At 69.3% G+C, this 20,330-nt stretch carries 18 protein-coding genes; 5 read left to right on the top strand and 13 right to left on the bottom strand.

All coding sequences use genetic code 11. From position 1 onward, the window contains the following. Nucleotides 1–15: 15 nt before the first annotated feature. The 9 genes from IG65_RS0102530 to rimP all read right to left on the bottom strand — a co-directional run bounded on the left by IG65_RS0102530 (nt 16) and on the right by rimP (nt 9,751). Nucleotides 16–975 (bottom strand): metallophosphoesterase, encoded by a 960-nt coding sequence (locus IG65_RS0102530; RefSeq protein ID WP_104363038.1) that lies wholly within the window; start codon nt 973–975, stop codon nt 16–18. 148 nt (nt 976–1,123) lie between these two features. Then, nucleotides 1,124–2,497 carry an MATE family efflux transporter gene (locus IG65_RS0102525; protein ID WP_030513164.1) on the bottom strand — a complete coding sequence of 458 codons (1,374 nt, stop codon included), beginning with the start codon at nt 2,495–2,497 and terminating at the stop codon, nt 1,124–1,126. A 75-nt stretch (nt 2,498–2,572) separates the two neighbouring features. Beyond that, complete coding sequence (locus IG65_RS0102520) at nt 2,573–3,589, bottom strand: bifunctional oligoribonuclease/PAP phosphatase NrnA (protein WP_036522744.1); 1,017 nt, start codon at nt 3,587–3,589, stop codon at nt 2,573–2,575. A gap of 97 nt (nt 3,590–3,686) precedes the next feature. Further along, nucleotides 3,687–4,130, bottom strand: a complete 444-nt coding sequence (gene rbfA, locus IG65_RS0102515) for a 30S ribosome-binding factor RbfA (RefSeq protein ID WP_030513162.1) — start codon at nt 4,128–4,130, stop codon at nt 3,687–3,689. A gap of 23 nt (nt 4,131–4,153) precedes the next feature. Continuing rightward, nucleotides 4,154–4,444 (bottom strand): DUF503 domain-containing protein, encoded by a 291-nt coding sequence (locus IG65_RS0102510; protein WP_030513161.1) that lies wholly within the window; start codon nt 4,442–4,444, stop codon nt 4,154–4,156. A 100-nt stretch (nt 4,445–4,544) separates the two neighbouring features. Next, nucleotides 4,545–7,508 carry a translation initiation factor IF-2 gene (gene infB / locus IG65_RS0102505; RefSeq protein ID WP_030513160.1) on the bottom strand — a complete coding sequence of 988 codons (2,964 nt, stop codon included), beginning with the start codon at nt 7,506–7,508 and terminating at the stop codon, nt 4,545–4,547. 120 nt (nt 7,509–7,628) lie between these two features. Then, nucleotides 7,629–8,009, bottom strand: a complete 381-nt coding sequence (locus IG65_RS36625; protein WP_081879203.1) for a YlxR family protein — start codon at nt 8,007–8,009, stop codon at nt 7,629–7,631. Between the two features lie 63 nt (nt 8,010–8,072). Continuing rightward, on the bottom strand, nt 8,073–9,101 hold the full coding sequence (gene nusA / locus IG65_RS0102500) for a transcription termination factor NusA (RefSeq protein ID WP_030513159.1): 1,029 nt from the start codon (nt 9,099–9,101) through the stop codon (nt 8,073–8,075). Next, the gene (rimP, locus tag IG65_RS0102495) at nt 9,098–9,751 is read right to left on the bottom strand and encodes a ribosome maturation factor RimP (protein WP_030513158.1); all 654 of its coding nucleotides are present in this window, start codon (nt 9,749–9,751) and stop codon (nt 9,098–9,100) included. Before rimP ends, nusA begins: the two co-directional genes overlap by 4 nt. 404 nt (nt 9,752–10,155) lie before the next feature. Between rimP and IG65_RS0102490 the strand changes: the two genes are divergently transcribed. Further along, nucleotides 10,156–10,695 carry a hypothetical protein gene (locus IG65_RS0102490; protein ID WP_231509018.1) on the top strand — a complete coding sequence of 180 codons (540 nt, stop codon included), beginning with the start codon at nt 10,156–10,158 and terminating at the stop codon, nt 10,693–10,695. A gap of 70 nt (nt 10,696–10,765) precedes the next feature. After that, complete coding sequence (locus IG65_RS0102485; protein WP_030513156.1) at nt 10,766–11,197, top strand: ferritin-like domain-containing protein; 432 nt, start codon at nt 10,766–10,768, stop codon at nt 11,195–11,197. Nucleotides 11,198–11,302: 105 nt separating this feature from the next. On the opposite strand, the gene IG65_RS0102480 is transcribed toward IG65_RS0102485, so the two are convergent. Continuing rightward, entirely contained in the window at nt 11,303–13,060 is a 1,758-nt protein-coding gene (locus tag IG65_RS0102480) for a proline--tRNA ligase (protein ID WP_030513155.1), read from the bottom strand. A gap of 58 nt (nt 13,061–13,118) precedes the next feature. Between IG65_RS0102480 and yaaA the strand changes: the two genes are divergently transcribed. The 3 genes from yaaA (at nt 13,119) to IG65_RS0102465 (ending at nt 16,537) form a co-directional block, all read left to right on the top strand. Beyond that, the gene (yaaA, locus tag IG65_RS0102475) at nt 13,119–13,883 is read left to right on the top strand and encodes a peroxide stress protein YaaA (RefSeq protein WP_030513154.1); all 765 of its coding nucleotides are present in this window, start codon (nt 13,119–13,121) and stop codon (nt 13,881–13,883) included. Nucleotides 13,884–14,096: 213 nt separating this feature from the next. After that, nucleotides 14,097–16,061 (top strand): three-helix bundle dimerization domain-containing protein, encoded by a 1,965-nt coding sequence (locus IG65_RS38345; protein WP_197039764.1) that lies wholly within the window; start codon nt 14,097–14,099, stop codon nt 16,059–16,061. A gap of 80 nt (nt 16,062–16,141) precedes the next feature. After that, nucleotides 16,142–16,537 (top strand): ankyrin repeat domain-containing protein, encoded by a 396-nt coding sequence (locus IG65_RS0102465; RefSeq protein WP_036522742.1) that lies wholly within the window; start codon nt 16,142–16,144, stop codon nt 16,535–16,537. A 22-nt stretch (nt 16,538–16,559) separates the two neighbouring features. Here IG65_RS0102465 and IG65_RS0102460 read toward each other — a convergent pair whose 3' ends face one another. The 3 genes from IG65_RS0102460 to IG65_RS0102450 form a co-directional block, all read right to left on the bottom strand. Beyond that, nucleotides 16,560–18,020, bottom strand: a complete 1,461-nt coding sequence (locus tag IG65_RS0102460) for an MFS transporter (RefSeq protein WP_030513151.1) — start codon at nt 18,018–18,020, stop codon at nt 16,560–16,562. Between the two features lie 132 nt (nt 18,021–18,152). Continuing rightward, a complete protein-coding gene (gene cobA, locus IG65_RS0102455; protein WP_030513150.1) occupies nt 18,153–19,409 on the bottom strand; it encodes a uroporphyrinogen-III C-methyltransferase in 1,257 nt (418 codons plus the stop codon). A 70-nt stretch (nt 19,410–19,479) separates the two neighbouring features. Continuing rightward, nucleotides 19,480–20,034, bottom strand: a complete 555-nt coding sequence (locus tag IG65_RS0102450) for an LGFP repeat-containing protein (protein ID WP_030513149.1) — start codon at nt 20,032–20,034, stop codon at nt 19,480–19,482. Nucleotides 20,035–20,330: the final 296 nt, after the last annotated feature.

Genomic DNA, 20,330 nt, shown 5'->3' with positions numbered 1-20,330 from the left:
CGCACGCCCGCGCGGTCAGCGCACGCCGCGGCGGCGGTCGGCGAGGCGGCGCATCTCTTCGGCGGCCGCCCGCATCTCGGGGGTGATCTTGAAGTGGCCGCCCCATTCGTTCAGGTCGTCCGGCCCGTATTCCGGGGCGGGCAGGATCTGGCGCAGGAGCTTGTCCGGCAGGCCGCGGCGCTGCCATTCGCGCGGATAGCCGAGCGAAACCTCCTCGAACCGGACACCGTCGTAGAAGGTGGTGCGCGGGATGTGCAGGTGGCCGTAGACCGAGCACACCACGTTGTAGCGGGTGTGCCAGTCGGCGGTGTCCTCGGTCCCGCACCACAGCGAGAATTCCGGATAGAACAGCATCCGGGTGGGTTCGCGCAGCATCGGGAAATGGTTGATCAGCACCACCGCGGTATCGGGCTCCAGCGCGTCGAGCCGGCGCCTACTGTACTGGACGCGAGCCCGGCACCAGGCGTCGCGCGTCAGGTAGGGGTCGCTGGCCAGCAGGAATTCGTCGGTGGCGACCACATTGCGGTCCCGGGCGATGGCCAGCGCCTCGGCCTTGGTGTACGCGCCCTCGGGCATCCACGAATAGTCGTAGAGGATGAACAGCGGCGCGATCGTCACCCGCCCGCCGTACTGTTCGGCGCCCGCGCCCTCCCAGACCGGGAATTCGTCCTCCGGGGTCACCACATCGAGGTCGCGGCACAGCGCGACCAGGTAGTCGTAGCGGGGGGCGCCCTTGATCTGCACGGGATCCTTGGTGGTGGTCCACAATTCGTGATTGCCCGGGACCCAGATCACCTTGGCGAAGCGTTCCCGCAGGGTACGCAGCGCCCAGCGGATGTCGTCGGTCTTCTCCCCCACGTCACCGGCGACGATCAGCCAGTCCTCGGGCGAATCCGCGCGGATCTGCTCGACCACCGGTTTGTTCCCCTGATGACCGACATGGATATCGCTCACCGCCATCAACTTAGGAATCACCGTTCCACCATCCCATGATCATCGTGATGCGAGCACACCCGACCCTCGCGTGCGGACATACCCGGCGCCGCGTATTTCGCACACCGTCCGCGGTGCGCACGTCGGCGGCCGGGTACCGACACGCTTCCGGATACGACATCGTGTGCGGTCATACCGACCGCGGGATCTCACTGCCGACTCGAGCCCAGCGTCCCGACAGCGCCCGCCAGCTCACCGCGATCAGGCGCAGCAGAATGAAGGCACTCAGCCCGGACCAGATCCCGGCGATACCCCAGTCGAAGCGCAGCGACAGCCAAATCGCGGGCAGGAATCCCAGCAGCGCCGCGGCCATCGTGGTGGTGCGCAGATACGAGGCGTCGCCCGCGCCCAGCAGCACACCGTCGAGGGCGAAGACCACCCCGGCGGCGGGTATGAGGGGCACGAAGAACCACCAGATCACATGCACGCGGTCCAGGACCGCCGGATCGTCGGTGAAAACCTGTGGGACGACGGCATATCCGGCGGCGAAGATCACGGCGAGCACCACCGCGAACAGGGTGGACCACACCGTGATCCGGCGGGCCAGCACGCGCGCGCCGGATGCGTCGCCGGAGCCCAGCGCCGCACCGGTGAGGGTCTGCGCCGCGATGGCCAGCGAATCGAGCGTCAGGGCAAGGAAATTCCACAGCTGCAGCACGAGTTGGTGCGCCGCCACCGAGGCGGCGCCGAACCGGGCGGCGACCGCACCGGCGGAGACGAAACAGGCCTGGAACGCCAGACTCCGGACGATCAGATCCCGGCCGAGCACCAACTGCGCCCGCATGACTCGCGGATGGGGCCGCAGCGGCACCCGCCGGCGCACCAGCGCGGCCACGAACAGCCCGGCCGAGACGACCTGCCCGGCCACATTGGCCACGGCCGATCCGGCCAGTTCCATCCGGGGCGCCCCCAGCAGGCCGTGCACCAGCAGCGGGCACAGCAGTGCCGAAACAACCAGTCCCGCAATCACATACACGAGCGGACGCCGTGTCTGCTGCACCCCGCGCAACCAGCCGTTACCGGCCATGGTCAGCAGGATCAACGGGACTCCGAACAGCGCGATCCGCAACCAGCGCAACGCCTCGTCCGCGATATCGGCGCCGCCCGCGATCACATCCACGACGGGTCGTGCGAACACTTGCAGCACAACGACGATCGCCAGTCCGGCGGCCACCGCGAGCCAACTCGCCTGCACCCCTTCGGCGACCGCGCCTCGTTCGTCACCGGCGCCGTGGCGGCGCGCTGAGCGAGCGGTGGTCCCGTAGCTCAGGAACGTCAACTGCGTGCTGACCTGACCGAGTATCAAGCCACCCACGGCGAGTCCCGCGAGCGCCAGCGCTCCCAGCCGGCCCACCACCGCCATATCGAAGAGAAGGTAGATCGGTTCGGCGACAAGCACTCCCAGCGTGGGGATCGCGATGCCTAGGATGCGCCGCGGACCCGCATCGTGGCGCGCGGCGCCGGCAACGGCCGTGACACCGCCTTCGGGATGTGTCTCGACCATGCCGTCAGACCCGGCCTCGGAGGCCGCGGCGAACGTCCGCGGGGACCGCTGCCGGCCACCCGCCGCGTCCCATGCTCAGCTCTCCCGGCCGGGGGCCAATTCCGCGAGCAGATCGGCAACCACGTCTTCGGACGTCCCGTATGTCGTATAGCCGGCGGCGTAGCGGTGGCCACCACCGCCCAGACCGGTCGCGACCCGGGCGACGTCGACGGCATCGCCGGTGCCGACACCGCTGTCGCGCGAGCGCAGCGATACCGTCCAGCAGCCGGCGTCGGTGCGGGACTGTTTGAATACCGCCGCCACATCCGCCTCGGCGGTGGTGCGGACGACGTCGATGACGCTTTCCACCTCTTCCGACCGCAAACCGTCGGAGTCGTCGCTGCGGACGAAGGCGTAGACCAGTCCGGCGCCGCCGGCCGCCCGCGGTTCCAGTCGCGCCGATCCGAGCACCCGCGACAACATCGGCAACCAGCCGAAGGGATGGGTGTCCATCAGCGTGCGAGTGATTCCCGCGCCGTCGATTCCGGTGGACAGCAAACGATCGGCTAGCAGATGGGTGCCCGGACCGCCCCAGCGAAAACACCCGGTATCGGTGACCAGACCGGCGAACAGGCAGTGCGCGATGTCCCGGTCGATCTCCTCACCCCAGGCGTCGAACAGCCGCGCCAGCACACTGGTGGTGGACTCCGCGGTCTCGTCGATCAGGTTCACATCACCGAAGCGGGTGTTGGAGCGATGATGGTCGATCACCACAGTGGTTGCGGCGCCGTCGATTCGGTCCGCGAGCGCGCCCAGGCGCCCGACGCTGCCGCAGTCGACGGTGACCAGCAGGTCCACTCGCTCCGCCACCTGTTCGGGGGGCACCAGAAACTCCACGCCGGGCAGCGAGCGCATCGATGCCGGGAGTTCGGCCGGCTCGGCGAAGGACACCTGCACCGGCACACCGCGCCGATGCAGCACCTGCGCCAGTGCCAGTCCACTGCCGACGGTATCGGCGTCCGGCTGCACATGACACAGCACGGTCACCGATCGCGCGGCCGCCAATACTTCGACGGCCGCGGCCGGATCCGCCGACGACGTCACAGCTGTCATTTCCAAGCTCGATTCTCCGGCGCTCGACTCACCGGCGACAGAACCGGGGAACCGCCTCGCGAGCCCGGCCCGTCCACCGCGTCGACCGCCGTCGCGGTCAGTCTTCCTCGTCGGGGTCGGGTTTGTAGGGATCGGCGTCGCCGGCATGGGTGGCGTTGGCCGCGACCTGCGCCACCTTCTCGTCGGCCGCACGGGCCTTCGCCAGCAGCTGTTCCATCTCGCGCGCCGCATCCGGCACCGTGTCGAGGACGAAACTCAGCGACGGCGTGAACTTGATCCCGGTGGCCGCGCCCACCTTGGACCGCAGCACACCCTTGGCCTTCTCCAGTCCGGCCGCGGCGCCCGCGAAATCCGGTTCGGCGGCGAGGGTTTCACCCATCACCGTGTAATAGACGGTCGCCTCCCGCAGATCACCGGTCACCTTGGCATCGGTGACGGTGACGAAACGCAGCCGCGGATCCTTGATCTCGTATTCGATCGCCGTCCCGACGATCGAGACGATCCGCTTCGCGAGTCGGCGTGCCCTGGCCTGATCCACCATGGCGGGCCCTCCTCACTTGTCATTCAGTCTTCGGGTCCGAAGATGCGGCGGCGTACTGCCAGCAACTGTAACTCCGGACGGGCCGCCACGTGGCGTTCACACTTGTCCAGCACCGCTGTGAGATGTCCCATCTCGGAGCTGACCAGTGCGACGCCCAACTGTGAACGGCGGTGTTGATCGTGATCTCCGCCCTCGACCGCGCTGACGCCGAAGCGCTGCAGTTCGGCCAGTATCGGGCGGATCATCGACCGCTTTTCCTTCAACGAGTGCACATCGCCGAGCAGGATGTCGAACTCCAGCGCACCGACGAACAACGGCTCACCTCTTCACGTGTCGCGACACAGCGCCCGCGAAGCGAACGTCACGTCCGGTCAATGCCTGCACCGAACGTGACGTTCGTTCACTGTGGACGACTCAGTCGCGCGGCTTCTCCCGAAGCTCGTAGGCCTCGACGATGTCGCCTTCCTTGATGTCGTTGTAGCCCAACGTCATACCGCATTCGAAGCCCTCGCGGACCTCGGTGGCGTCGTCCTTCTCCCGGCGCAGCGATTGGATCGTCGTATCGGCGATCACCACGCTGTCGCGCAGCAGGCGGGCCTTGGCGTTGCGCTTGACCGTCCCGGAGGTGATCATGCAGCCGGCGATGTTGCCGAACTTCGAGGAGCGGAACACCGCGCGGATCTCGGCGCGACCCAGTTCGGCCTCTTCGTAGATCGGCTTGAGCATGCCCTTGAGGGCCTTCTCGATCTCGTCGATGGCCTGGTAGATCACCGAGTAGTAGCGGATGTCCACACCCTCGCGGTTGGCGAGTTCGGTGGCCTTGCCCTCGGCCCGGACGTTGAACCCGATGATGATCGCGTTCGACGCCGAGGCCAGGTTGACGTTGGTCTCGGTGACACCACCGACACCGCGGTCGATGACCCGCAGCCGGACCTCGTCGCTGATCTCGATGCCGAGCAGCGCCTCTTCCAGGGCCTCGACCGTACCGGAGTTGTCGCCCTTGAGGATCAGGTTGAGCTCCGAGGTCTCCTTCAGAGCGGCATCCAGATCTTCCAGGCTGATCCGCTTGCGGCTGCGCGCGGCCAGAGCGTTGCGCTTGCGCGCATTGCGCCGGTCCGCGATCTGGCGGGCGATGCGGTCCTCCTCGACGACGAGCAGGTTGTCGCCCGCGCCCGGCACCGAGGTGAAACCGATGACCTGCACCGGACGCGACGGCAGCGCCGCGTCCACGTCCTCGCCGTGTTCGTCGACCATGCGGCGGACGCGGCCGTAGGCGTCACCCGCCACGATCGAGTCACCGACGCGCAAGGTACCGCGCTGCACCAGCACGGTGGCCACCGGACCACGGCCGCGGTCCAGATGCGCCTCGATGGCGACACCCTGGGCGTCCATATCCGGGTTGGCCCGCAGGTCCAGTGCGGCGTCCGCGGTCAGCACCACGGCCTCGAGCAGGGCTTCGATATTGGTGCCCTGACGCGCCGAGATGTTGACGAACATGGTGTCGCCGCCGTACTCCTCGGCCACCAGGTTGTATTCGGTGAGCTGCTGGCGGACCTTCTCCGGGTTCGCGCCTTCCTTGTCGATCTTGTTGACCGCCACCACGATCGGCACATCCGCGGCCTGCGCGTGGTTGATGGCCTCCACCGTCTGCGGCATGACGCCGTCGTCGGCGGCGACCACCAGGATCGCGATGTCGGTGGCCTTGGCACCACGGGCACGCATGGCGGTGAACGCCTCGTGACCCGGGGTGTCGATGAAGGTGATCAGGCGCTCTTCGTCGTTGACGTTGGTGAGGACCTGGTAGGCGCCGATGTGCTGGGTGATACCGCCGGCCTCGCCCTCGCGGACGTTGGTCTTGCGGATCGTGTCCAGCAGTCGGGTCTTACCGTGGTCGACGTGACCCATGACGGTCACGACCGGGGGGCGGACCTGCAGGTCGCCTTCGTCGCCCTCGTCCTCGCCGTAGCTGAGGTCGAAGCTCTCCAGCAGCTCGCGGTCCTCGTCCTCGGGCGAGACCACGTGCACGACGTAGTTCATCTCGCCGCCGAGCAGCTCGAAGATCTCGTCGTTGACCGACTGGGTCGCGGTGACCATCTCACCGAGGTTGAACAGCACCTGCACCAGCGAGGCCGGGTTGGCGTTGATCTTCTCGGCGAAGTCCGACAGCGACGCGCCGCGGGCGAGACGGATGATCTCGCCGTTGCCGCGCGGCAGCCGCACGCCACCGACCGACGGTGCCTGCATGTTCTCGTATTCGGCGCGTTTCGCCCGCTTCGACTTGCGGCCCTTGCGGGGGGCGCCACCGGGACGGCCGAAGGCACCCGCGGCACCGCCGCGACCGCCGCCACCACCCGGACGGCCACCGCCGCCACCGGGACGACCGCGGAAACCACCGGCCACGGGCGCACCCGCGCCACCGCCGCCACCGGCACCGCCGCCACCGCGGTAGTTACCGCCGCCGCCGCCACCGGGACGACCGCCACCGCCACCCGGCGCACCGCCGGGACGACCCGGACGACCCGCCGACGGGCCCGGACGGGCCGCACGAGCGGGCATCGCACCCGGATTCGGCCGGGGCGGCATCGAGCCGGGAGACGGACGCGGGCCACCGGGACGGGGACCGCCCTGACCGGCGGCCGGACGCGGCGCGCCCTGACCCGGGCCCGGACGCGGGCCACCCTGGCCGGGGCGCGGACCGCCCTGACCCGGACGCGGCGCACCCTGACCGGGCCCCGGACGCGGGCCGGGAGCCGGACGCGGCGCCGGGCGCTCGGGCGCCGAGGAGAACGGATTGTTGCCCACCCGCGGGGTCTTCGGACCGGGCTTGGGGCCGGGCGTCGCCGGACGCGGCGCACCCTGCTGCCCACCCGGTGTGCGCGGCTGACCGGGACGCGGCGCGCCCTGGGCCGGCCGGGCACCGGGCTGCTGCGCCGGAGCCGACGGAGCGGACGCCGACGGCGCCGCACCGGCGGAGGCCGCAGGAGCGGCCGGCTTCGGACCGGGCCTGACGGCCGGACCGGGCTTCACCGCATCGGGACGCGCTGCCGCCGCAGGGGTTTCGGCCACGGGGGCCGAATCGGCCTGCGCCGCAGCCGGAGCCGGACGCGGGCCGGGACGCGGACCCGGGGTCGCGCCACCGGCCGGCTTGGCGGCCGGACGTGCCTGGGCGGGACCGGGTTTCGCGGAGGATTTCGCGGAGCCGTTGGACGGGGCGGACTTCGCCGCGAACGACTCCCGCAGCCGGCGTGCGACGGGTGCCTCCACCGTCGACGACGCCGACTTCACGAACTCGCCCTGCTCCTTGAGCGTTGCGAGTAGTTCTTTGCTCGTGACACCGAGTTCTTTAGCCAACTCGTGCACGCGGGCCTTGCCTGCCACTGCTCTCCTCACTGAGAGGTCGAGCGCGACAGTCTCTTGCTCCCCGTTCAGGGGTCAGGACGCCCGCACGACCTCGGGTTATCTTCGATGGCCGTTCATCGTTGGTACTTCACGGTGTGCTCATGAGTGCTCGTGCCTGTTCTCGACGTAGTGCTCCAGGGCTGAGATATCCAGTTTTCCGGACACTCGTAGCGCTCTGCCGAACGCTCGGCGCCGCTCTGCCATGCTCAGACAAGCCGAAACGGGGTGCAACCAGGCACCCCTCCCGGGAAGTCTGCGCCGCGGATCGGGAACGATCGCGACGACGGCGTCCCTGTCGGGAGCGCTGCCGGGCGATTGCGCCACGACCCGCAACAGATCGGCGGCCAGCTCGCGTTTCCGGCATCCGACACAGGTCCGGACCGGGCCGGGAGTTCGGGTTCTCACCCGAGCACCGACCTGGGCGGAAAGTGCGGATACCGAAGACTCGCGCTGAGCCTGTGTCCACTGTACCGCTGCCATGTCCCGATCTCCGCATCCAGCCCCTCGTTGACCCCCGCACTCGCGCTGCCGTCTCGCCGCGGCCTACCCGTGCTGGGCGTGCGGCCGCTGCGATCCGGCCACGTCGGGGGCGGCGTCGGAGCGGATATCGATGCGCCAACCGGTCAATCGCGCGGCCAACCGGGCGTTCTGACCTTCCTTGCCGATCGCCAGCGACAGCTGGAAATCGGGGACCACGACCCGGGCGGCACGGGCCTCCGGATCGACGATCGTGACCGAGACAACCTTCGACGGGCTCAGTGCATTCCCGACGAAGGCGGCCGGATCCTCGGCCCAGTCGATGATGTCGATCTTCTCGCCCGCCAGCTCGCTCATCACGTTGCGCACGCGCTGGCCCATCGGGCCGATGCACGCGCCCTTGGCGTTCACCCCGGGCACCGTGGAGCGCACCGCGATCTTGGAGCGGTGGCCGGCCTCGCGGGCCACCGCGACGATCTCCACCGAACCGTCGGCGATCTCGGGCACCTCGAGCGCGAACAGCCGGCGCACCAGATTCGGGTGGGTGCGCGAGAGCGTGATCTGCGGACCGCGCGCGCCCCGGGAGACGCCGTAGACGTAGCACTTGATGCGATCGCCGTGCTCGTAGGTCTCGCCGGGTACCTGCTCGGCCGGCGGGATCAGGCCCTCGGCGCCGTTAACCTCGCTGCCGATGCGCACCACGACCGTGCCGCGGGCGTTCATCCGGGCATCGCGCTGGACGACGCCGCCGACGATATCGCCCTCGTGGGTCGAGAACTCACCGAAGGATTTCTCGTTCTCGGCGTCGCGCAGGCGCTGCAGCACCACCTGGCGGGCGGTGGTGGCGGCGATGCGGCCGAAGCCTTCCGGGGTGTCGTCCCATTCGGAGACGACGTTGCCGTCGGCATCGGTCTCGGTGGCCATCACCCGCACCACGCCGGTCTTCTGGTTGATGTCGATGCGTGCGTTGGGCTCGTGGCCCTCGGTGTGCCGATAGGCGGTCAGCAGAGCCGACTCGATCGCGGAGAGCACTGTCTCCATCGAGATTCCCTTATCGGCGACGATCGCACGCAGGGCTTCGATTTCGATGTTCATTCCACGATCCCTTCGGTCGGCGCAACTTCTGTGTGTTCTCCCCTGGCGGCGTGTTCTCCCCCGGCGGCGGATGCGGCCGGATCGACGGCCTGATCGGTGGCGCCCGGTTCCGGGCGGCCCGCGGCCACGCCCCCGGCCAGTTCCATTTCCGCCGCACCGGGTGGGGAGAACTCCACCTGGACGACCGCGGATTCGATATCCGCCAGCGCCACGCTCACCCGGTGGGGCGCGCGCTTACCGCCCAGCACCAGGGCCACGTCGGTGTCGGTGCTCGCGCCGACGCGGGCGTCGAAGGTGGACGCGCCCTCGGGGGCCTGCGCGCCCGGCCGCATCCGCACCCGCACCTTGCGGCCGCGAGCCCGTCGCCAGTGGCGCGGGGCCGTCAGCGGGCGGTCGACACCCGGAGTGGTGACTTCCAGCAGATAGGGGGTTTCGCCGAGATCGGCGGTGTCGTCGAGCACTTCCGAGATCTCGGAACTGACGTCCGCGATCGTGTCCAGATCGACGGTCTCGTCGCCGTCGACGGTCACCGTCACCCGCGCCTGCGGCCCGCCCGCGGCCGTGATGTGCACGCCCTCGAGGTCGAGCCCTCGGCGTTCGACGAGCCCAGCAACGAGCTGGCTCACCCTTTCCTCGGTCGGCATCGGCATATGGGGCGGCTCCTGGTTCAGTTGTGACGCGGTATTGGTCCTGGTACGGCATGGTCGGCGCGCATGTCCCGCGGATTGTTCCGCCGGAGGTCTAGCGTAACGCGCTGCAAGAGTGTAAAGGACCAGCCAACCCGGTCGAGTCGGCCCGGGTCGGGTTCTGCTGCGCGCCCACGGTCCGCCGGACGGTCTCGGGTGCGCCGGAACGGAGCGGCCGCCGCGCCCCAGCGCGTCCGTCCGGCAGCATCCCTCGGCGGGTCCGCCGGCGACGCGCGGGCGTGCACCGCCGGTGGCACCCTGGCTCAGCAGGGCGGACGGACGACCGGCCCGGCCGCGAACGAGCGCGAGCGAGGCATGTCGGCGGGCTGGGCGCGGGGGCGCGTGATGATCACTGGCACGATGTAGGCGTGCCCAGCCGTCTCGATGTGATTCCGGTGCCGCCGGATCGGACCGTTCCCCCACGCCTCGACCGCCGCTCGCTGTTGCGCTCGGCCGGAGGTGGCGTGGTCGCGCTCGTCGCCGTGAGTGCGGTCGCGGCCTGTTCGGACGACAAGCCGTCGATACCGGATGTGCTTGTGTCGCAGGAGGAATCGGCGCGTACGGACGCCGTGTGGGCGAAGGCGGCCATCGCCGCCGCACCGGAGCACACCGCCGCGCTGACCGTCGTCGCCGCCCAGCGTGCCCAGCACGCCGATGCGCTGCGCACCGAAATCGACCGCGCGGTAGGCGTATACGGCGACGGCACCAAGCCGAAGTCCGCGACGCCCCCCGTCGCCGAACCGCCCGCCCCCACCCCGCCGCCGAGCGTCGCCGCGCTGCGGGCCCGGCTGACGGACTCCCAGCACTCCGCGGCCGAGCTGGCCGCGACCCTGTCCGGATATCGCGCCGGTCTGCTCGCCTCGATCAGCGCCTGCTGCGGCGCCCACGTGGCGGTGGTGCTGGCGTGAGCGGTCAGGCGCGCAGGCGGCAGCGCAGCGTCACCACGCAGCGCCCCGCACACCCCAGAAAGGACACAGCGTGAGTACCGATCAGCAGGCGCTGCTCGACGCGCTGAACGCCGAATACACCGCGGTCTACGCCTACGGCCTCATCGCGGCCTACGCGTCCCCGGAGCGCGCGAAGGTCGTCGCCGAGTTCACCGCGGCCCACCGTGCCCGCCGCGACGCCACCGTCGACGCACTGAAGGAGGCCGGTGCGAGTGTTCCGGCGCCCGCCGCCGCCTACACCCCGCCGTTTCCGGTCGACGATCCCATCCCCGCGGCCAAACTCGCCGTCACCGTGGAGACCGACACGGCGGTGGCCTGGCGCGCGGTCGTGGAACACTCCACCACCCCGGATCGCCGCCGCATCGGCATCGAGGCCCTCACCGAATGCGCCGTCCGCTTGGCCACCTGGCAGTCGATTCTGGGCGTGAATCCCGCGACCACACCGTTCCCGGGCCAGCCCTGAGCACGAGCGGCGGCCTGAACACCGCTAGCTCCTGCCTTCCGTTGCCCGTAGCGCGGGTCGCCGGCCGGATGCACCCGGTCGCAGCGACCGGGTGCACTCGGGCGATCAGCCGCGAATCTTCGCGAGCACAGTATCGACGGCCGCGTCCGCCGGGATGTCCTCGGATTCGCCGGTGAAGCGGTTACGCAGCTCCACCTTGCCGTCGGCCCAGCCCCGGCCGATGACGAGAACCCAAGGCATGCCGAGCAATTCGGCATCCTTGAACTTGACGCCGGGTGAGGCGGTGCGGTCGTCGAACAGGACGTCCACGCCCTGGGCGTCCAGACCGGCGACGACCTCCTCGGCTCCGGTGCGGGCCGCCTCGTCCTTGTTGGCGATGACGACGTGCACATCGAAGGGGGCGACCTCGGCCGGCCAGCGCAGCCCCTTCTCGTCGTGCATCTGCTCCGCGATCACCGCGACCATCCGGGAGACGCCGACCCCGTAGGAACCCTGGACGAGCCGGACCGGTTTGCCGTTCTCACCGAGCACATCCACCTCGAAGGCGTCGGTGTACTTGTAGCCGAGCTGGAAGATGTGGGCGATCTCGATACCGCGCGCCGACTGCAGCACACCGCGACCGTCGGGCGAGGGGTCGCCGTCGCGCACCTCGGCGGCCTCGATCGTGCCGTCGGGGGTGAAATCGCGGCCCGCGACGAGTCCCACGACATGTTTGCCGGAGGCGTCGGCGCCGGTGATCCACGACGTGCCGGTCACCACGCGCGGGTCGACGAGATAGCGAATACCGTTGTCCAGCAGCGCCTTCGGGCCGATGTAACCCTTCACCAGGAACGGATTGGCGGCGAAGTCCTCGTCGGTGAGCAACTCCACCTCGGCCGGTTCGAGGCTCGCGCCCAGCCGCTTGGCGTCGACCTCGCGGTCACCGGGCACGCCGATGCCGACGATCTCGGACTTGCCGTCGGGGTGGCGCAGCTTCACCATGACGTTCTTGAGCGTGTCGGCGGCGGTCACCGGGCGGCCGTACTGTTCGGCGATACCGGCGTCGTTGGCCCAGTCGACCAGGGACGCGATGGTCGGCGTGCCCGGGGTGTCGTGCACGACGGCGGCCGGCTGCCCCTCGATCGGGATCTCCGGCGGCGCGGGCGTCACCACGGCCTCCACATTGGCCGCGTATCCCGATTCGCGGCAGGTCACGTAGGTGTCCTCGCCGATCGGGCTGCTGGCCAGGAATTCTTCCGAGGCGCTGCCGCCCATCGCGCCGGAGGTGGCGGCGACGATCACGTATTCGATCCCGAGCCGGGCGAACATCCGCTGATATGCCTGGCGGTGTGCGGCATAGCTGGCCTTCAGGCCGTCCTCGTCCAGATCGAAGGAGTACGAGTCCTTCATGACGAATTCGCGTCCGCGCAGAATTCCGGCGCGCGGCCGTTCCTCGTCGCGGTATTTGGTCTGAATCTGGTAGAGCGTGACCGGCAGATCCTTGTAGGAGTTGTATTCACCCTTGACCGTCAGGGCGAACAATTCCTCGTGGGTGGGTCCGAGCAGCATGTCGGCTCCCTTACGGTCCTGCAGGCGGAAAAGGCTGTCGCCGTATTCGGTCCAGCGGTGGGTGGTTTCGTACGGCTCGCGCGGCAGCAGCGCGGGCAGCGAAATCTCCTGGCCGCCGATCGCGTCCATCTCCTGGCGCACCACGTCCTCGATCTTGCGCAGCACCTTCAAACCCAGCGGCAACCACGAATAGACGCCCGGCGCGATCCGGCGCACATATCCGGCGCGGACCAGAAGTTTGTGGCTGGGCACCTCGGCGTCGGCGGGATCGTCGCGCAGGGTGCGCAGGAACAGGTGCGAGAGACGGGTGATCACGGATGCACAGACTAGCCGCTGCTGCGTGGATGCCTGCAGGGCATTACCGTATCGGCTCGTGCTGGTGATTCTGCCTCCTTCCGAAACCAAGTCCGACGGCGGAAATCTCGGTCCGCTCGATCTGGATTCCCTATGGTTACCGCAGCTCACCGCAGTGCGGGACAAGCTGATCACCGAGCTGATCGAATTGTCCGCGGACCCTGAGGCGGCACGGGTGGCATTGGGGCTGGGAAAGGCGACCGGCGCGGGCGCGGAAGGTTTGCAGACCGCGCTCGCCCGCAACGCGACGCTGCGGACCGCCGCGACCGCACCGGCGCTGCGGCGCTACACCGGAGTGCTCTACGACGCGCTCGACGCCGGTTCGCTGACCAAGACGCAGCGCGCTCGCGCCGAGGCGCGGCTGGCAATCGGCTCGGCGCTGTTCGGGATCGTGCGCGCGGGGGATGCGATTCCGGGGTATCGGCTGTCGGGCGGTTCGAAACTGCCGGGCCTGCCGACGCTGGCGTCGTTGTGGAAACCGGTGCTGGCCCCGGCATTGCGGGAGGCGACGGCCGGTCAGCTGGTCGTCGACCTGCGTTCGGGCACCTATCAGCAATTGGGGCGGCTGCCCGGCGCGGTGACCGCGACCGTACTGACCGAACGCCCGGACGGCAGCCGCACGGTGGTGAGCCATTTCAACAAACATCACAAGGGGCTGCTGGCGCGGGCCCTGGTGTCGACTCGCGCCGAGCCCGGCGATATCCGCGCACTGGCGCGGATCGCCGAAAAGGCCGGGCTGCGTGTGGAAATCGCGTCGTCGAGCGAACTGCTGGTCCTCACGTGAGTGAATTCTCGGTGACCGCCGACGTAATTCGAGCCGAATAGCGCCTGCCCAGCCACGGGAACAATCGCCGGAAAATGCCCCTCCACCAGCGCATTTCACCGTCATCGGGCCGAAACACGGTGGCACGGAACGGGCATTCCGGCTCGCTATCGTAATTTCCGGCGCGGCCGGCCGACCGCTGCCGTTGGGATGCGATTGGGCGAGGAGTTCGGCGTGGGTGACGCCACCGACCGTGAAGAAAAGGCACTGCGTCAGTTGACCGATCGGCTGGTCGGCCATTACGGCAGCAGCCATTCCCCGGAATTGGTAGAGGAAATGGTCGGCCAGGTGCGCCGTCGCTTCGACGGCCACGCCGTCCGCGATTTCGTGCCGATTCTGGTGGAACGCATCGTGCGCCGCGAATTGCAGCACACCCCACCGCAGCCCAGGGCCGACGACCGTTCGCACGAACTCGACTACGCGGATGCGCCGGTTGTTCCGGAGCGGGTGTCGGCGCCCTCGATCGAGGAGGACGCCACCGACGCCGCGCCCACCGAAGTCGCGCCTACCGACGCCGCGCCCGCGCCCGCCGATGACGTGCCCGCGCCCGCCGATGCGACCTCCGCGCCCGCCGACGCCGCGTCTGCCGATGACATGCCCGCGCCCGTCGATCACGTCCCGAGCGCCGTCGCGGAATCGGCGACCGAAACCGTCGCGCAAGACGCCGACGCGTCGGAACCCGCACCCGGCGAGGCGGATTCGCCGCGCCCCGGCGACATCGCACACAGCGGCGACCCGGACCCCGACCTGCCCGATGCCGACGTCATCGAAAGCAGTACAGACCAAAACGATTCGCTTCCCGCCGTAGCCGATGAGGCTGCGGTCGAGTCCACGGCGGACGAGCGGAAAGACCTCGCCTCGCCGGCGCTTTCCGCGACGTCCGATGTCGCCGTCGCACCCGGCCACTCCCCCGTCGAACCGACGAAACCTCAGACCGTGGCCGCCACACCGTCCGCGAGTGACGCTGCAGCAGAACCGGAACCGGAGCACGCGGCCGCGACGAGCCCGGCCTCCAGTGGAGCGCGCACAGCGGGCCTGGTAACCGTATTGCGACAGCCACGGGTCCTGGCCGTAGCCGCCGCGGTGGTCGTCGTAGTCGTCGTGCTCGTTGTGGCCTTCGGCTTTCGCGGCGGCGACAGCGGCTCCCCCGCCCCGGCTCCCGCGCTGATCACCGCGCACGGCGTGGTCGGGTCGGAGAAGATGGGCTTCTTCACCGATCCCCGCGTGGTGGACGCACTGGCGCGCAAAGGAATTCGGCTGGAGGTGGACCCGGCCGGATCGCGGCAGATCGCGACGTCGGTGAAGCTGGACGGTGACGACTTCGCCTTTCCGTCGAGCAGCCTTGCCGCCGAACGAATTCAGCGCGAACGCGGGATCACCGCGAAATACACGCCGTTCTCCTCGCCGATGGTGGTCGCCAGTTTCCGGCCGATCGTGGACCTGCTCGCACGCGCGGGAATCGCTCGTCCAGGGACTGTGCCCGCCTTCGATATGCGGCGGTATCTCGATCTCACGCAGCAGGGCACCCAGTGGGATCAGCTGGAGGCCAACACCTCCTATCCGGTGCGCAAGAACGTGTTGATCTCGACCACCGATCCGCGGACCTCCAATTCGGCGGCGATGTATCTGGCGGTGGCCGCCTACGTCGCCAACGACGACGCGATCGTGCAGGGTCCGGCCGCCGAGAATTTCGTGCTGTCGAAGGTGTCGCGGCTGTTCACCAAACAGGGGTACACCGAGAATTCCAGCGCGGGTCCGTTCGGCGAATACCTCACTGCCGGAATGGGTCCCACGCCCATGGTGTGGGGCTACGAATCGCAATTCGTGGAGGCCGCCGTCGCCGGCAAGCTGCCCGCCGACGCGGTGATGCTGTACCCGTCTCCGACGGTCCTGTCCCGGCACACGCTGGTCCCGCTGACCGCCACCGGCGACCGGGTCGGACAGCTGCTGAGCACCGATCCCGAACTGCAGCGCCTGGCCGCCGAGCACGGCTTCCGTACCGCCGATCCGTCCCAGTTCAGCGCCGTCACCGCCGAACACCACATTCCGGTCGCCCCGGATGTCGTCGACGTCGTCGACACTCCGACCTACGACACCCTGGAACACCTTCTCGACGGGGTCGCGCGCTCCTACAACTGATCGCGCACCGCGCGCCGAGCCGATCGAAAGGCAGGTCGCCGTTTCGCCGGACCGTCGCCCCGCCGTGGTAGTAATGGCCCGTGGCTACCGACGGTGTGGATCCGGACCTGGTCGAACTGGCGACCAAGCTCTTCGAGCTGGCCCGCACGGGCGAGGCCGCGACGCTCGCGGCGTATATCGACGCGGGCGTCCCGGTGAATCTGTGCAACGACAAGGGCGACACCTTGCTGATGCTGGCTGCCTACCACGGGCAGCAGGCGGCGGTGACCGCACTGCTCGAACGCGGCGCGGATCCCGATCGCGCCAACGACCGCGGCCAGACCCCGGCCGCGGGAGCGGTGTTCAAAGGCGAGGACGACATCCTGAAGGCCCTGCTGGCGGCCGGAGCCGATCCGGACGCGGGCACACCGTCGGCTCGGGAATCGGCGACCGTCTTCGGCAGGACCGAATTACTGGAACAGTTCGATCGCCGCTGAGACGCGCGCGCCGCCGAGACGGCTACACCTGCTGCGCTTCCTCCTGTGCGTGCTGAGCTTGCGCGAGTTGTTGCGGGGTGTAACGCAGAGTGAGCACCAGCAGCCCGATGATCACGGCACCGATCGCGCAGATGAGCAACACGAAGGTGTAACCGCTGGACAGCGCCGCCACCTCGGTGGGCGTCAGATTCGAGGTCCGATCGGTCCGGCCGCCGAGTGAGAGCGTGCGCGAGGCCGCCAGCGGCGTCAGCAGGCCGACCGCGAACGGGGTGCCGAGGGTGAGGATCATCTGGCCGATCGCCGACAGCGGGCCGACCTCGTTCACCGGTACGCCCACCAGCAGGCACAGCGGCCCGACCACGATCACGAAACCGATCGCCATACCGACCACCGCCAGCAGCACCAGCAGCGTCGGCAGATATTCGACGTAGCGATCCAGGGTGGAGCCGAAGAACAGGGCCCCAGCCAGCACGGCCGCCGCACCGGCGAGCAACCACCGCGGCCGGATCACCAACGCGGCCTTGGACGCCACGCCGGTGCCGATGCCGGCGCCGATCGTGAACGGGATCGAGGCCAGACCGGCGACGAGCGGGCTGTAGCCGACGACGTTCTGCAGGAACTGCGCGACGAAATAGGTCATCGCGCCGAGGACGCCGGAGCCCAGCAGCAGGGCGATGAACGTGATCGAGCGGTCACGATCGCGGAAGAGGGTGAGCGGCAGCAGCGGATTGACGGCGGACCGTTCGGCCAGCACGAACGCGACCAGCAGCAGCAATCCGGCGATCAGCGCGCCGATGACGTACGGGCTGGTCCAGCCGAGATCGGGGCCCTCGGTCGCGCCGAACACCACACCGACGCAGCCCAGGGTGCCGAGGAAGGCGCCGCGCACGTCCAGGGGCAGTCGATGGTGGGTCGAATCGTGCAGCTGGAACGCCGCGCCCAGGATGATCAACAGTCCGATCGGCACGTTGATCAGGAAGATCAGCCGCCAGTTCCATTCGGCGAGGGCGCCACCGACGACGAGACCGCCGACCGAACCCACGCCCATCATCGACCCGAAGATGGCGATCGCCTGATTGCGGGGCGGTCCGGGCGCGAAGGTACTGACAACCAGCGCCATCGCCACGGGTGCGGCGATCGCGGCGCCGGTGCCCTGCAGGGCCCGCGCGCCGATCAACATGGCCTCGTTCTGCGCCAGCCCACACAGCAGTGAGGCGAGGGTGAAGAACGAAACACCGAGCAGCAGCATCTTTTTGCGACCGAACGAGTCGCCGAGGCGCCCACCGAGCAGCATCAGCCCGCCGTAGGTGAGCCCGTAGGCGGTCACCGTCCACGCACTGCCCGAACTGGTCAGGCCCAGGTGACGTTGCAGGGCCGGCAGCGCCAGGATCACGACCGTGCCGTCCAGCACGACCATCAACTGCAGGCCGGACAGGACCAGGATCGGCAGCCCGAAGGCCCGCTTCGTCACCGGATATTGCATCGTCGCAGCGGGGTTATCGAGCACAGTGACTCACTGTAACGGATATCGGCACCGGCCAGCCCAACGCGTACTCGCGCTTTCCGCGGGTCGCCCCAGCGGGCTGTGCCCCTGTCCCGGGCACGCACCGCGGGCCTAACCGGCCTCGACGGTATCCGGCGCGCCCGCGGTGAAGCCCGCGGTCGGGCCGACGACGATGATCGCCGGCGGCCGGATGCCCTCGGCGCGGACGCGTTCGGCGACCGTGGACAGATCCGCGCGCACGATCCGCTGCGTGCGCAGGCTGCCCTCCTGCACGACGGTGACGGGCGTATCGGCGGCGCGGCCACCGTCGACGAGTGCGGCGGCGAACTTCTCGATGCGTTCCACCCCCATCAGCAGCACGAGGGTGCCGCGCAACCGGGCCAGGGCCGGCCAGTCCACCAGCGAATCCGGGTGATCGGGCGGAATGTGCCCACTCACCACCACAAATTCGTGGGTGACACCGCGGTGGGTCACCGGAATGCCGGCCAGCGCCGGCACCGAGATCGCGGAGGTGACACCGGGAACCACGGTCACCGGGACCCCGGCGTCCACGCACGCCTCGAGTTCCTCGTAGCCGCGGCCGAATACGTACGGGTCGCCGCCCTTGAGCCGGACCACGAATTTGCCCGCCTTGGCACCCTCGACGAGGGCGGTGTTGATCGCCTCCTGCGCCATCGCCCGGCCGTACGGGATCTTCGCCGCGTCGACGACCTCCACATGCGGTCCGAGTTCGGCCAGCAGTTCCGGCGGCGCCAGCCGGTCGGCGACGACCAGATCGGCGCGGGCCAGCAGCCGGCGGCCACGCACGGTGATCAGATCGGGGTCGCCCGGGCCGCCGCCGACCAGCGCGACACCCGGCGCCACGGGCTCGGAGTCGTCGATGACCACGCCCGATTGCAGGGCTTCCAGCAGCGCGGTCCGCACCGCGGCCGAACGACGGTGCCGTCCACTGGCCAGCACCGCGAGCGTCAGCCCGTCGTAACGGGCGCTGGCCGGAGTCACGGCAGTGCCCAGCCGGGCATTGTCGGCGCGCACGCAGAAGATGCGGCGGCGGGTGGCCTCTTCGACCACGGCAGCATTGGTCTCGGGCTCGTCGGTGCAGGCGATCGCGTACCAGGCGCCGTCGAGATCACCGTCGGCGTAGGCCCGCTGGGAGATGCGCAATTGACCGGAGGTGGCCATCGCCTCCACCGCGGGAGTGACCGTCCGGCTGATCACCTCGATATCGGCTCCGCTCGCGATGAGCAGTCCGAGCCGGCGCTGGGCTACCGAGCCGCCACCCACGACGACGACGCGGCGGCCGGCCAGATCGAGCCCGACGACATAGTTCGGGTCACCGGATTGCTGGTCGTCTGTCGTATTCGGCACAAGGTTTCAGCCTACGGCGTCGCCGGGTGAACTCCGCAATCACCCGTCGCGACGCCGCAGGCCCGGAAGATCAGGGCTTCCAGGTGATCCGGCCGCCCTGGAAATCCTGGGCCTTGCCGCCGTTGTAGTCGTATTCGTCGCTGGTGGGCAGGCCGTAACGGCCGCGGTCGGCGTTGTTGCCGTTCCAGATGCCGAGGATCGAACCCCAGACCGGGTGCGCGCCGGTACTCGCCGACCAGAAGATCACGCCGCCGGGGAACTGGTTGAAGCGGGCCTTGCCGTCCTTGCCGGCCTGGGCCTCGTCGGTGAGCGGGAAGCCGAGGGCGCTGTTCTCCCAGCCCATCGAACCCCATTTGTCGCGGATCAGGCCGCAGATCGCATGGGCGTCGGTACCCACGGACCAGTAGATCGAGCAGCCGCGGTCGAAGACCTGGAATTTGCCGCCGTTGGCGTCGGACTCCGGTCCGGTCGGGTTGCCGAAGAAGGCGCCGCCGCCGGCGCGGTCGTATTCCTTCTCGATCGCCCCGCCGACGTCGAACGCGCCGACCGGCCGGGCGGCGGCGACACCGGCACCCGTGCCGGTGAGCAACGCCAGTGCGGCGGCACCCGCGGCTGCCGCGCGCATCCCGGACCGGCGCGTTGTGCGTCTACTCTGTCTGCGACCTGACGAAGCCAAGAGAAACTCCCTCTACCTGCGAAGTTGGCGCGACGGAAGCTGCCGCTCCCGCCATCCTGCAGGGGTTACACCGGCTCTGCAACGCTCGCCGTATCACAGTCGAGACTCATCTCACAAAATCACACGAGGTGAATTCGGTCGCATCAGAGCCTGCCGTTGATCCGTTCCGGCGTCACCCGCACGACCACTCGCTCGGCGTCGTCGACGGAGGCGGGATTGAATTCGATATAGGGCAGGCCGGTGTA

The organism is Nocardia sp. NRRL WC-3656 (assembly GCF_000720265.1).
Lineage (GTDB): Bacteria > Actinomycetota > Actinomycetes > Mycobacteriales > Mycobacteriaceae > Nocardia > Nocardia nova.
Note: the sequence above shows the minus strand (reverse complement) of the source record. Positions and strands in the feature narration are given on the sequence as shown.

Coding starts and splice junctions, on each gene's coding strand:
- IG65_RS0102525 (WP_030513164.1), bottom strand. CDS start 2,497: ATGGTCGAGACACATCCCGAAGGCGGTGTCACGGCCGTTGCCGGCGCC.
- IG65_RS0102520 (WP_036522744.1), bottom strand. CDS start 3,589: ATGACAGCTGTGACGTCGTCGGCGGATCCGGCCGCGGCCGTCGAAGTA.
- rbfA (WP_030513162.1), bottom strand. CDS start 4,130: ATGGTGGATCAGGCCAGGGCACGCCGACTCGCGAAGCGGATCGTCTCG.
- IG65_RS36625 (WP_081879203.1), bottom strand. CDS start 8,009: ATGGCAGCGGTACAGTGGACACAGGCTCAGCGCGAGTCTTCGGTATCC.
- nusA (WP_030513159.1), bottom strand. CDS start 9,101: ATGAACATCGAAATCGAAGCCCTGCGTGCGATCGTCGCCGATAAGGGA.
- rimP (WP_030513158.1), bottom strand. CDS start 9,751: ATGCCGATGCCGACCGAGGAAAGGGTGAGCCAGCTCGTTGCTGGGCTC.
- IG65_RS0102460 (WP_030513151.1), bottom strand. CDS start 18,020: ATGCAATATCCGGTGACGAAGCGGGCCTTCGGGCTGCCGATCCTGGTC.
- IG65_RS0102450 (WP_030513149.1), bottom strand. CDS start 20,034: ATGCGCGCGGCAGCCGCGGGTGCCGCCGCACTGGCGTTGCTCACCGGC.